We start from the raw sequence: 13,944 nt of genomic DNA on the forward strand, positions 1-13,944 counted from the left end.
AGCCTCGAAAAAATATTGTAAAAACGGGTTTCAACCCGTTTGAAACCACCAAAATGTTGTTGAGAGCCATCGGCTCGTTACATTATGCATCCCCGAATAGTCGGGGCAGGCTGTGCCGCTGGCACTCGCCTCTATCTAAATTCATCTATAACCGTGCTAAAGCACGGCTTTACAAAATTGAATCGAGCCGATGGCTCTTCATAAGAATTTTAATGCGTCTGCCCTGCCCAGGTAAAAAAGCATCGCCTTGATAATTGCTTATTGTGATATATTTGTTAAAACAACTTGCCGTATGATGAAATTGATAAAACCAGGACTAACCTGTTTTTTTCTGCTTGCCCTTTTCCATACTTCAATAGCGCAAACCAGAACAATTACAGGCATCGTAACAGACAGCATCGGTAATCCTTTGGCCGGCGCAACCGTTTCCGCAAAAGATTCAAAGGAAATTACACTTACTAACCTTAAAGGCGAATTCTCGCTGCGGCTGCCGGAGCATGTAAAGGCTTTAGCAGTAAGCTATATAGGCATGGCAGCTTTGGAAGTGCCGTTTGGCAGCAAGGCAGCTTTTACTATTGTGCTTAAACCTGCCGGCGCGCAGCTTGGCGATGTGGTGGTGGTAGGTTATGGCACAGCGCGGAAAGCCAATCTCACCACAGCCCAAACATCTGTATCAGCAGCGGCCATGGAAAAAACAGTAAACACCACGCTTGAACAAGCCCTGCAGGGCCGTGCTGCAGGCGTATATGTTACGCAGAACTCCGGTCAGCCGGGTGGCGGGCTATCGGTAAATATTCGTGGCATAGGCTCTTTAAACCGCACGCAGCCGCTTTATGTAATTGACGGAGTGCAGATACAGGCGGCGGAAGATGTGTCGTATGGCGATCAAAGCTCTTCTAACCCTTTGGCCGGCTTAAACCCCGCGGATATTGAGGATATGCAGATATTGCAGGGCCCTTCTGCTACGGCCATTTACGGCTCCCGCGGCACCAATGGCGTAATACTAATCACCACCAAACACGGCAAAGCCGGCGATTTCAAGGTGAATTACGCTTACCAGTACAACCTGCAAACCCCGCCCAAAAGTTTGGATGTAATGAACCTGCGCCAGTATGCACAAATGGTGAACGACTACCAGTATGCTATGGGCACGCCCCAAAACATACCGGAAAACTTTTTAGACCCATCTATTTTAGGCAAGGGCACCGACTGGCAAAAAGAATTGTTCAGGAATGCCGGCATGAATAAGCACCAGCTGAGTGTAAGCGGCGGCAGCGGTAATACCACCTATTATATGTCGGGCGAATACCTGGACCAGGATGGTGTGGCCCAAGGCTCAGGTTTTAACCGGTATGGCTTTCGCCTTAACCTGGATAATAAGCCCCGACAATGGCTTACGCTGGGCGCCAATCTTAGCTTTAACCAGACCAACGAGGTTTTAACGGCCACCAATTACAGCGCATCAGACCCGCTCATCGCCAATGCCCTGCGCTTAACTCCGCAAATACCGGTTAAAAACCTGGACGGCACCTGGGGCGGCAGCGATGAGGTGAATGGCGCCGGCCAATATGCGCCGGTAAATCCCATAGCTATTGCCAGCCTTATCACGAATAAGAATATGAAAAGGCAGTTTATGGGTGGCCTGAACGTGGCCGTTTCGCCTGTAAAAGGGCTTACCGTAAGAACTTCGTTTAACACAAGCATGGGCAACGGGCTTTCTATGTATTATACGCCCACTTATGAGATAGATGAATGGCATAAGCAAACCATCAATTCCCTGGTTCAGGGCACCAATTCAAGCTGGTACTGGAACTGGAACGAGCTGGCGGAATACAACAGGCAGTTTGGAAAGCACAGCGTGGGCTTAATGGTAAGCCATGAAGCCCAGGAATCCCAGTGGAAAAATGTAACGGCTACCCGCACCGGGTTTTTAACCAACGATGTTTTTGACCTTGATGCAGGCGACCCGCTTACTGCCACAAACAGCGGCGGCACGTATCCCTGGTCAATGGAATCTTACCTGGGAAGGCTTAGTTATAACTACGATAACCGCTATATTTTAACGGCAACCTACAGGCGGGATGGTTCTCCTTTTTTTGGCCAGGATAAAAGATGGGGAAATTTTCCTTCCGTATCTGCGGCCTGGCGGGTGAGCCAGGAAAAATTCTTTCATTCTGATCTTATCAGCGATTTAAAACTGCGCCTTGAAACCGGCTTAACGGGCAACCAGGGCACAGGTTCAGGCATCTATGCCGCCATGGCGTCGGGCGCCACTATCTGGGGCACCGGTTTCCTGCCTTCTACTTTTACCAATCCTGATCTGCAATGGGAGGAAACCAATACCAATAACATAGGCTTTAACCTTGGGCTATGGAAGGACAGGCTTACCGCAGAAGCCGATTATTACGTGAAAAAAACCGACAACCTTATTATGCAGGCAAGCCTGCCGCAGTATATGGGCATTAACGATGCCATAGGCGCCGTTTCTGCGCCGCTGGTAAATACAGGCTCACTTAAAACAACCGGATGGAACCTTACTTTTAATGCCGTTATTATCCAGAAAAAAGATTTCAAATGGGAGTCTAACCTCAACCTGTCTCATTTTAAAACGGTAGTTACGGCTTTAAACTCAGATAATGCCTTTATTGACCGCGCCTCAGACTGGATTTTCGGCTATACTTTTCCCTGGGTACAACGCGCCGCCATCGGCGATCAGCCCTGGCTGTTCAGGGGATATATTGCGGAAGGCCTTTTTCAGTCAGTTAAAGAAATTGACGACAGCCCGGTTCCGGTGGATGGCAATGGCGACCGCAGGCCCACTGCCAATTCAAGCGATGGTATTTGGGTAGGCGATGTAAAATATAAAGATGTGAACGGCGATGGTGTGATTACGGCCGATGACCAAACCCATATCGGCAATCCCTGGCCTAAGCTAAGCGGCGGGTTTACCAACAGTTTTTCTTATAAGGATTTTGAGCTGAGCATATTGATCACCGGCGTTTATGGTAATGATGTATATAACGCCATCAGGCAGTTAGGCCTTAACCCGAATAATGTGTATGTGAGCCGCAACTTCTTTACAGAAATGTTCAACTCGGCAAAGCTTACGGGCGATGCGGCAGACCCTTCCCTGGAAAACCCGGGCGCCACTATCCCGCGCATTACCGCCACCGGCGTGGCCGCCGATAATAACCAGAGCGTGGTTTCCACCCGGTTTGTGGAAAGCGGTTCGTATGTGCGCTTAAAGAATATTTCCCTGTCATACAGCCTGCCCTCCAGGTATCTCGGCTATATTAAATTTATAAGGGGGCTGAAGGTGGGCGCATCCATTCAAAACCTGCTTACCATAACCAAATACAAGGGCTACGACCCGGAAGTAGGCGCCTATACAGGCTCCGGCGCCAGCTCTTCCAACCAGGCAATAGGCCTTGATTATGGCCGTTACCCGCTTTCGCCCATGTATGCCGTGAATGTTAGTGTAAACTTCTAAACATGATTTTTTATGAAAATGATATATACGCCAAAATGCTTAACAGTCGCCTTGCTTGCCGTTGTGGCAATAGCCGGCTGCAAAAAAGATTTTCTTGAAAAACCACCCTTAAGCGCCATCACGGATGCCAATTTTTATAAGACAGACGACCAGGTTTTGGCAGCCACCAGCCTGCTGTACAGCAAGGTATGGTTCAGCTATAACGATAAAGCCAGCTTTGCCTTAGGCGATATACGGGGCGGTACGCTTTTTTACCCCTGGAGTGGGGATTTCAGAGCCCAGGTGCTGTTTACCACCACCGGCGATAACGGGCAGGTAACGGCTGCATGGAATGCTTTTTTCACGGTAATTGCGCAATCCAACCTGTTCCTGTATAATATAGAAAGATATGGCGGGGCCGATGTTACAGAATCCGTAAAGAAGCAGGCTATTGCAGAAGCGCGGTTTATGCGGGCGCTGGCATACCGCTACCTCGTTATGAACTGGGGGCCGGTACCCATTATAGAAAACAATTTCGAAGACCTGTATGATACTTCCATTACCCGCAATACTATATCGAGTGTATGGCGTTTCATTACCCGCGAAATGAGGGCTGCAGCAGAAGACCTGCCCGCCTCATCCACCATGGAAGGCAGGCTCACCAAATGGTCTGCCGAAGGCATGCTGGCAAGGTTTTACCTTACCCGTGCCGGCGTGGAAAGCAGCGGCGGTGTGAGAAACCAGCAATTCCTCGACAGCGCCAAATATTACGCACAGGAGGTGATTACACAAAGTGGCAAAAGCCTTTTGTCTGATTACGATGACCTGTTCATATATCCTTACGATAATAACAACGAATCCCTGTTTGAACTGGAGTGGGTGTTTACAGGCGGTACCGGCACTTACGGGCTGGGCAATAGTGTAATAGACCAGATTTCACCCAATACCGACCTGGCGCTGAACAACTGGGGCGGCGGCTACAGCGCTACCTGGTGGCTGCTTGCCCAGTATGATGGTTTTTCATTACAGTCCGATGGTTCTTTAAAAGGAAGGACTTTAGATCAGCGGCTCAAAGCCACTTTCCTCCTGCCCGGATTTGAGTATGATGAAATTTTATCTACTTCTACCGGCACTGCATACATTGCGCCTGCATCTTCCGGAACAGATTATAATGCCGCCAATGTTAAGAAATACCTGGTGGGCACTTCTAACCTTACGGGCCTGGCCGCCACCCAGAATTACCCGCAGGATACCTACATGATGCGCCTGGCAGAAATGTACCTGGTGTATGCCGAAGCTGCAATTGGCAACGAAGGCTCTACCACCGACGCCACAGCCATTGAATACTTTAATGCCGTGCATACCCGTGCAGGGCTGCCAGCTTATGAGGTAAGCGGTACCGGCGGACAGGGACCGCTTACACTGGATGAAGTGTATTCCGAACGGTTTAAAGAGTTTGCCATGGAAAGCATGGCCTGGTATGATATGATAAGCCTTCAGTATTGGGACCCTGAAAAAGCATACAGCATGCTTAGTGCGCAGGACAGGGGATTGTTCCTCGTTTCACCGGATGTGATGCCCGATCCTTCAGAATGGACATTTGTTAAAACCTCGTGGTTTACAGAAAGGTACGCCAGCGTGAGCAGCGGCAATTTCTACCTGCCCATCCCGAATACGGAACTGAGCAAGGCGCCCAATCTTCTGAAAGACCCGGTAGATTATCCATAAACGGGCGTTGATTATAGTTATGGTAAAAAAATCTTTTAAAAAATTGATTAAAAATGAAATCTCTGAATAAAATTCTGCTGACAGCCATAGCGGCAATCGTTGCGGCAGGCATATTTGCTTCCTGCAAAAAAGACGACGGGGGCGGCACGCCCGTCATTCATTACGTAAGAATAACCAGTCCCGCATCGTCTGACTCTCTGCTGGTGTCGGCAGGCCAGGGCCAGCTAATCGCCATCATGGGCGAAAACCTGGGCGCAACCGTACAGGTATGGTTTAACGACCAGAAGGCAACGCTTACGCCTACTTTTATTACCAACACTTCCATACTCGTATCCGTGCCTTCGCAAATTCCAATGGAGATAACCAATAAAATAAAGCTGATCTTTAAAAACGGCGATTCGCTGCTGTATGATTTTACAGTAGATATAGGCAAACCTGTTGTTTCCAGCGCCGATTGCGAATATGTGCCTGAAGGCAGTTCGCTGGTTATTCATGGCACTTATTTCTATGCACCTGTAACGGTAAGTTTTACAGGCGGCGCCGTGGGTGAGGTTACTGAAATTTCGGATGACAATGACATCATTACGGTAACCGTTCCTTCAGGGGTGCAGCCGGGCCCTGTTACGGTTACTACGAACTTTGGCTCAACCGAATCTGATTTCTGGTTTGATGATACCCGCAATATCTTCATCAGCAGCGATCCGTATGAAGGCTGGTGGAATTCATCGTATGTGGTATATGAGCCTGCATCAACCGACCCGCCAAAAATTAATGGCAACTACATCCGCGTTACCATGCAAATGAGCTCCTGGAGCTGGAACGAAATTGCCGGCGGCCCGGCTTCTTCCATGCCCATTCAATGCAAAAACATTCCTGATGATGCTATACTTCATCCTGAAGATTATTATTTCAAATTTGAGATAAACACGATCAAGCCTTATGATGGAAGCACGCTCAGGATAAATGCGGCGCTTAATGCCGGGGATAATGACAACTACCAGTGGGCCCCGCCTTACGATTCTGAAGGCGAATGGAAAACCGTGGTCATTCCCTGGGAAGACATGGTGGCAAGCTATACCACAAAACCGGTGATAAACCCTGATGGTTACTGGTGCAGGATACTGATGCAGGGCGCAGCCGAACTGGATTGCGATATATGCTTTGATAATTTCAGGATAGTGCCAAAAGTTAACCAATAACCAATACTTAACTCAAAATACAATGAAGAAAATATATAACGTGCGCCTGCTTTTGCTGCTGGGCCTTGTGGCCTGCACACTTATGTACGCCTGCAAAAAAGATACGGCGGATACAACTTCAGGCGAAACACAACTGCTCAGTTTTGGCCCCTCAGGTTCGCAGCCCGGCGATACCATTCGTTTCTTCGGGATCAATCTTGATAAGGTTACGGAAATTGATTTTACCGGCGCCAGCGTGGCCGGCAGCGATTTTGTTTCTCAATCCAAAACAGAAATCTATCTTATCGTGCCCACCTCAACAGAGAAAGGGTATGTAACGCTGAAAACGCCTGACGGCGATATTGTTTCCAAAACCGTTTTTGATATGGAAATAACGCCTGTTATCAGTTCTATGCCTTCATCTGCAAAGCCCGGTGATGAAATAACCATAACCGGCACTTACCTCAACTGGGTTACCTCCATTGTTTTTGCAGATGATGTGTGGGTAACCGACAGCCAGTTTGTAAGCCAGAGCTTTGACAAGATTGTGCTTACCGTGCCTTTGCAGGCAAAAACCGGCAGGCTTATTTTCAACAGTGGCGGTACAGAACCACTGGAAACAGAATCGGATGCGGAACTTGTGCTTACACTGCCTGCCATAACTGCTTTATCACCAAACCCTGTTGAACGTGGCGGCACACTCACTATAACAGGCACCGACCTTGACCTGGTACGAGGGGTTTTATTTAAAGGCGTTACCGATACTGTTACAGCATTTACCAGCCAGACCGAAGACAAGATTGAAGTAACCGTGCCCGAAACAGCCAACAAGGGCGCAGTAACCATTGTATCTTATTCCGGTGTTGCCATAGAATCGGAAGATGCACTGCTGCTTGTTGGCGATTTGCCTGACCTCGACCCTCTGTCTTACGCGTTTTATGATGATGCCATAGAAAACGGCTGGAGCAACTGGGGCTGGGGCGGCGCCGTGGATTTTGCCAACACCGAAAACGTGCGCATGGGCAGCGCTGCCATCAAAAAAACGTATGACGGCACCTGGGACGCATTGCGTTTTGGCGGCAGCAGTATTTCCACCACGGGCTATACTTCGGTTGTATTTTCTATTTACGGCACAGCAGGCACAGGCGGCCAGAAAATAAACGTTATATTTAACCAGACCTGGAGCGCGCCGCAGTATGTGCTTACCATTACAGAAGGCGAATGGCAGGATGTGGTATTACCGGTTTCCGACCTGGGCGGCCTTACTGAAATTAATGATTTTATCTTCCAGGCGCAGGGCTGGGCGGGAACTATATATGTTGACTATATTGGCTTAAGATGAGGCAATGAACAAGGCCGCAACCTTATAAAAAGCCTGTTGCTGTTACCGCTACGTCGAAAATGCCTGGTCGGAAGCCCGAAGGCTTCACAGCGCGCCCGCCCTTCACGATGTTTATGGTTATGCGCCCTGCCCAATGCCGGTGAGAATATGCGGCGCGGTGCCTATCTGCTTGGGCATTTCAAATTTTCGCTTCATACGCGGCACTCCGGTCGGTGAGACACCGACCGGAGGCGGGTTTTACAGGTGGATGTCACCACCCACCTGCGAAAATTTGAAATATACCCTCTGCTTTTAAGCCCGGGTTAATTTCTTTATCTTGACTTCAGGTTATAATTTAGCAACGCATTTTGCAAGGCAGGGTATTGCTGCCGCTTAACGAATCATTCCATCATGAAATTTTTTTTTGTATTTACACTCATTGCTGCCGTACCTGTTTTAAACGTATCTGCCCAGTTAAAATTACCTGCATTTTTCAGCGACAGCATGGTATTACAGCAAGATACCAATGCGCCGGTTTGGGGATGGGCTAAAGCTGGTGAGAAAGTAGAAGTGAGCGGAAGCTGGTCTGGCAAAAACGTACAGGCCATTGCAGATAACACCGGCAAATGGATGGTAAAATTACCTACGCCAAAAGCAGGCGGCCCTTACGATGTAACCATTAAAGCAAATGAAACAACAATATTGCACGGCGTATTGATCGGTGAAGTATGGATATGCTCGGGCCAGTCAAACATGGAGATGCCGGTACAGGGCTGGGCCGGGGCGCCCATTCATAATGCAGCCACAGAAATTGCCGGCGCAAATTATCCTTCCATACGATTCTTCACGGTGGAAAAAAATATTGCTTTTACACCGCAGCAGGATGTAAAAGGCGCCTGGTCTTCCTGCTCACCTGCATCTGCCGCCACCTTCAGCGCTACGGCATATTTTTTTGGGCGTGCGTTATACAATCATCTGCATGTGCCCATTGGATTAATACATACAAGCTGGGGCGGCACCATTGCCGAAGCCTGGACGAGTGAAGCTTCCTTAAGAACCATGGGCGATTTTAATAAAGGCCTGGATGCCGTTGGCCAGATGGCAACAAATCTTAAAGAAATATTATTCAAAGACAGTGTGAATGCCATTGCCTGGAAGAAAGCGCTTGCTGAAAACAATAATGCTTATGCAGGCGATGCCACCGATACAAGCTGGCATACTATGCAACTGCCTGCGCTTTGGGAGAGCAAAGGTCTGGATATAGATGGCATTGTGTGGTTTAAACGCGCCATTGATATACCGGCTGCCTGGCAGGGCAAAACATTAAACGTAGACCTCGGGCCGGTGGATGATAACGATGTAACTTTCTTAAACGGCAGTGTTGTGGACAGCACGATGCAGGATGGTTCATGGGCAAAGGACCGTAATTACTCCATTCCCGCAAACCTCGTTAAAACAGGCAGGAATGTGCTGGCCGTTAAAGTAATTGATAATGCAGGCAACGGCGGCATTTATGGCAGGCCGGAACAGTTGAGATTGTATGCTGAAGGCGGGCATGACACCATCAATCTGTCGGGCGACTGGCTGTATAAGGTAGCTGCCGTTAAGCCACCCGTGGCAACGGGCTCCAATCCCAACCAGCCTTCTGTTTTATATAACGGCATGATTGCACCGCTTGTGCCCTTTGCTATTAAGGGCGCTGTCTGGTACCAGGGCGAATCGAATGTGGGCAGGGCAAAGCAATACAGCAAACTATTCCCGTTAATGATAAGCGACTGGCGCAGGCTTTTTAATGCGCCTGATTTTCCTTTCTATTTTGTGCAGATCGCTCCGTATAAATATGGCGGCGACAGTACACAGGCGGCAGCTTTAAGGGATGCGCAGCGAAGGACGTTAAGCACATTGCCTAATACCGGCATGGCCGTTACGATGGATATTGGCCAGACAGATAATATTCACCCGGAGGATAAGCAGGATGTTGGCAAGCGTTTATCGTTATGGGCATTGAATAAAACATACGGTGATAAAAGCATTGTTTATTCCGGCCCTTTGTACAAAGGATTTGAAGTGAAGGGAAATAAAGTTATTGTTTCATTTACTAATGCTGATGGCGGGCTGACATCGAACAACAAACCATTAAAAGATTTTGAACTGCAGGATACGGACGGATCATGGAAGCCCGCAACAGCGGCGATTGAAGGCGATAAAGTGATTGTATCAAGTGATGCTGTTGCAAAACCAACCGGCGTACGGTATGCTTATTATTCTTATGCGCAAGGAACTTTGTTTAATGGTAAAGGACTCCCTGCATCATCATTTACTTCTGAAGATTTGAAGTGATAATTCTGGGATGTGGATATCAGATATTAGATTAAAAGACTGAGCCAGTCTTTATTCCTGCTTCTCTTATCCTTCGGTCAGGCCGCTATCGCGGGCCGGTCGGGCTTAGTTACTGCCATCAATCTTTTCCAATCGCTTTAAACCGATATTAAAATTAAAATTGGTGTGCGTGATGCCAATAGAGTCCAGTAAGCCGTTCTTATAATCAAGCATCCGGATTTTTACAACCGCTTTTCTTTTTGATGCCCTTTCCAGGCGGATAAGGTTATTACAGCCCGCATCCGTTATATAGTAATTAAAACCTTTCTCCTGCGGGAAAGTATAATAGTTATATGCGGAATCAATATCTTTTTTCAGGAAACCATTCTGCATGCTGTACGGCTGCATCATTACAATTTCAAAATCTTTTCTAAGCGTTGTAATAACCGCTTTCTTATTCATCGCATCAATAATATAATACACCGTAAAGCCGCCTTCGGCTGCAAAGCCAAAATCAAAAAACTTAAACCCGGCTTCGTTGGAAAACACCATGCGCTCACTGCTGTCGGGCATTAACTTTATCAGCAACAAACCACTTAAATGTTTGCCAATAACATTCACCTGCGTATAATATAAAGCATTGGAAAAATCGGGCTTGAATTTATCAAGGCAATGTACATCACCTGTTGTTCTTTGCAGATGTTTGTAAGAAGATGAGCACGCGCTAAATACAATCAACAAACTAATGAGCAAATAACGCATCAGGCAAATTGGTGTTTATTTCTTTGGTGATGAAATGTATGGTAGTGTTATCACCTGAAGCTTCATTCAACACAATTGTATTAACGGAATAATCATTTTTATCAGTTATAACATTGATGGTTTTAAAAATCTGCTGCAGGTTTTTCACAGCAGGTACAAGCTCAATTAAGTAAGCTGTTTTGCTTTCAAAAACATTTACTTTAAAATCTGTGTTGGAAAAAGCCGTGCCGCGAACACAATCCACCACGATCTTATTTACCTGCTGAAAAAGCTTATTGGAACCGGCGGATATTTTATTTTCCTTCTGGCCATCTTTTATATAAATGTTATTGTTGTTCAGGATCATTAAATATTGAAAAGGCTGCGCATATTCCATACGCACTTTATTCTCCTTTTTAAACCAGAATTTACCTTTTGAGATTATTTTATCAGAGAGCATGGAAAGATTTTTCTCCTGCTCAAAATCAGCTTTGATGGAACTGATCTTTTGGGAAGCGGCTGCAAACTGGTTTTTAAATGTTGCTATATCTTTCACGCGCACATACCCTGCCGGCTGTGCCTTTGCAGCGCTGCATAACAATAGTAAAAGCCCGGCAAAAAATAATCTATTCATACGCATTTATCTGAAGCAATTTATCCAATCTCACAATACGGAAACCTTTTTGCCGCAGGCCTTGTATAAATATTGGCAAAATGTTCAGAGTTATCTTGCAGGTATCATGAAATAAAAAAATATCACCGGGCTTTACTGAACGTGTTATACGTTTTAATAGTTTTTTTTCATCCCTGATCATGGTATCATACGAACGCATGCTCCAGCCAAGCGGTATATAATTGCCATTGATGATGGCCTTTTTTACATTGGGATTGATAACGCCATACGGCGGCCTGAAGAATACCGGCTTCCGGCCTGTAATATTTTTTATGATGTTGTCAGTGGCTGCGAGCTCGGCGCTCATTTTGGCTGAAGAAAAAAGATCGAACCATGTATCATGCGTGTAACTATGATTGCCGATGATATGGCCTTCATCATATACCTGCTTTAATAAATCCTTGTTTGCCTCGATATGTTTGCCGATGCAAAAAAAAGCAGCCTGCACGTTATACGTTTTCAATACCTGCAACACTTGTGGCGTATAGTTTTGGGCTGGGCCATCATCAAAACTTAAAGCAATTTCTTTTTTATCGGTATTGGCTCTGCAAACGGTTTGTATAAAGAACTTGGAACTAATGAAATAGCATCCGTAAAAAAGAACCAGTGAGTACAATAAAAATAATATTGCAATGCTCCAATGCGTGAAACTATCATTAATGCATAGCCAGATACAAGCGATAAATAACAATCCAAAAACAATATTTGTATTCCTGAAGTTCAGCATGCATTTACCAGCAGTAAAGAATGATAAGCGTTAAGATAATGATTATAAATTAAAATCTTTTTTACATCGCTGTTAATTGTTTGATTACATAAAAACGGAGATGCCGCCCCGCCCCCCACAAGCTCCAAAGCCAGCCATAAAGCAAAGGCGGTTGAAGTTGGATATTCACCGCAAAGATGTTTATAGCTGAGGGCTTGTTTACCGGAAAAAGTATTTGCATCAAGCATATCATAAACTACATCATTTTTTTTATCGCCGTTCCTGCCGGCGATAATTAAATCAATATCGTTTACAGATAAATTATGCTTAGCGAGAAATTGTTCTATCCTGTTTGCAACTTCATCCTCCAAAACATCACAAAACATCTCAACGCCTTCAAGCTTTGCTATATTTTTTTCACTGCGTTCATTGCTTAAAAGAAAAAAGAAAGCGCCTTCTCCTGCAATAGCGCCTTTACTTTTATAGCTGTAAAAATCATCATCTTCCGTTCTTTTATACAAGCCAAACCTTTCGAGTATTGCATGGCTTGTGCTGGTAATTTCATCTGCAGCGCCTGCCAGCACATTATTCATTTCATGCTCTTTCAGCAGCAGCAAACCATCCAATAAAGCGCTTTCAAAAGAATGCCCGCTTTGCACAAATGTATTGTTGTAGTTATGACATTGCAGCAATAAAGCTATTTGAGCGCCAACCGTATTATGCGTTGATTGAATGAATGCGGTAGGCGTAAGCAGCTCTTCCTTATAATCAATGATACGTTTCAGAAAAATCTCCGTATCCTGCAGGCATCCATAAGCGGTGCCAACAACAATGCCGCCGGGCATTTCAGCCTGTGCCTGTTGCAAACATTTTAATGCCGCCGCGGTTCCCATTTTTATAATGCGGCTCATGCGCCTGATGAGTTTGGCGTCAATCAGTTCATCATAATCAGGTTCTATACAAATAAAGCGGTTGCCGGATGGTTTTGCTATTGGTTGAAAAAATGCAGGTTCATAAAAGGTTTCCTGTGGCGATATGCCTGCAACAGCGTTTATATAAATATTTGTTTCTTCCATCTCAATATAAACGCTTAGGGTTTTGAAAAAATAAGTGATGAGCAATTGCCGCCAAATCCAAATGAGTTGGATAAAACATGCTTCACCGATGCGCCTTTTGAAAATGATGTTTCCGGTGTAAAAGGCAGCTCTTTCATTTGCGTTGTGAAGCGCAGGTTGGGATAAATAAAACCATGTTGTATAGCCAGCATGGAAAACACCGCTTCAATACCGCCGCTGGCGCCCAGTGTATGGCCGGTAAATGACTTGGTGGAGCTCATTTTCGGATAATGCGGATGGAAAATTTCTTTAATCGCTGTTCCTTCTGATACATCATTATTCTTTGTTCCGGTGCCGTGCAGGTTAATGTAATCAATATCTGATGGCTGTAAACCGCTTTGCCGCAAAGCACCTTTCATCGCCAGAAACGACCCGGTGCCTGCCGGCGAAGAAGCCGTTTGATGATAGGCATCGTTGGCATTGCAATAACCACTCAATGTGCAAACGGGTTGCACATTCAATGCATGGATCGCCTTTTCAGAAAGCATTACAATATAGCCTGCGCCTTCACCGAGGTTAAGGCCTTTGCGGTCTTCATCAAAGGGTTTGCAGGGCTCATTATCCAGTATCATTAAGCTGTTGAAACCATTAAGCGTAAATTTTGTTAGCGCATCTGTGCCACCGGAAACCACCACATCAAGCATATTGTTTTTTATAAGCCTTGCACCAAAAAAAACAGCATTAGCCGATGATG

At 46.0% G+C, this 13,944-nt stretch carries 11 protein-coding genes; 6 read left to right on the forward strand and 5 right to left on the reverse strand.

Features of this window, described 5'->3' with window-relative positions; all coding sequences use genetic code 11:
- The 6 genes from QM629_RS04090 to QM629_RS04115 form a co-directional block, all read left to right on the forward strand.
- Positions 1-251: hypothetical protein (locus QM629_RS04090; protein ID WP_415157463.1), on the forward strand; the 251-nt coding region annotated here is incomplete at its 5' end.
- Positions 252-292: 41 nt separating this feature from the next.
- Positions 293-3,490, forward strand: coding sequence for a SusC/RagA family TonB-linked outer membrane protein (locus QM629_RS04095; protein ID WP_415157465.1), 3,198 nt, complete (start codon positions 293-295; stop codon positions 3,488-3,490).
- 12 nt (positions 3,491-3,502) lie between these two features.
- Complete coding sequence (locus QM629_RS04100) at positions 3,503-5,197, forward strand: RagB/SusD family nutrient uptake outer membrane protein (protein WP_415157467.1); 1,695 nt, start codon at positions 3,503-3,505, stop codon at positions 5,195-5,197.
- A gap of 53 nt (positions 5,198-5,250) precedes the next feature.
- Complete coding sequence (locus QM629_RS04105; protein ID WP_415157469.1) at positions 5,251-6,396, forward strand: glycan-binding surface protein; 1,146 nt, start codon at positions 5,251-5,253, stop codon at positions 6,394-6,396.
- Positions 6,397-6,418: 22 nt separating this feature from the next.
- Positions 6,419-7,717 carry an IPT/TIG domain-containing protein gene (locus QM629_RS04110; RefSeq protein WP_415157471.1) on the forward strand — a complete coding sequence of 433 codons (1,299 nt, stop codon included), beginning with the start codon at positions 6,419-6,421 and terminating at the stop codon, positions 7,715-7,717.
- A 390-nt stretch (positions 7,718-8,107) separates the two neighbouring features.
- Complete coding sequence (locus tag QM629_RS04115; RefSeq protein WP_415157473.1) at positions 8,108-10,036, forward strand: sialate O-acetylesterase; 1,929 nt, start codon at positions 8,108-8,110, stop codon at positions 10,034-10,036.
- Positions 10,037-10,141: 105 nt separating this feature from the next.
- Here QM629_RS04115 and QM629_RS04120 read toward each other — a convergent pair whose 3' ends face one another.
- The 5 genes from QM629_RS04120 to QM629_RS04140 all read right to left on the reverse strand — a co-directional run.
- Positions 10,142-10,777 (reverse strand): hypothetical protein, encoded by a 636-nt coding sequence (locus QM629_RS04120; RefSeq protein ID WP_415157475.1) that lies wholly within the window; start codon positions 10,775-10,777, stop codon positions 10,142-10,144.
- Positions 10,758-11,390, reverse strand: coding sequence for an outer membrane lipoprotein carrier protein LolA (locus tag QM629_RS04125; protein ID WP_415157477.1), 633 nt, complete (start codon positions 11,388-11,390; stop codon positions 10,758-10,760). Before QM629_RS04125 ends, QM629_RS04120 begins: the two co-directional genes overlap by 20 nt.
- Positions 11,383-12,045, reverse strand: coding sequence for a polysaccharide deacetylase family protein (locus tag QM629_RS04130; RefSeq protein WP_415157479.1), 663 nt, complete (start codon positions 12,043-12,045; stop codon positions 11,383-11,385). The genes QM629_RS04125 and QM629_RS04130 overlap by 8 nt, the downstream gene beginning before the upstream one ends.
- A 104-nt stretch (positions 12,046-12,149) precedes the next feature.
- Positions 12,150-13,211: a beta-ketoacyl synthase chain length factor gene (locus QM629_RS04135; RefSeq protein ID WP_415157481.1), complete on the reverse strand. Its 1,062-nt coding sequence runs from the start codon at positions 13,209-13,211 to the stop codon at positions 12,150-12,152.
- Positions 13,212-13,225: 14 nt separating this feature from the next.
- The coding region (locus QM629_RS04140; RefSeq protein WP_415157483.1) for a beta-ketoacyl synthase N-terminal-like domain-containing protein at positions 13,226-13,944 on the reverse strand (719 nt) is incomplete at its 5' end.

This window comes from Parafilimonas sp., from assembly GCF_047606085.1.
GTDB lineage: Bacteria > Bacteroidota > Bacteroidia > Chitinophagales > Chitinophagaceae > Parafilimonas.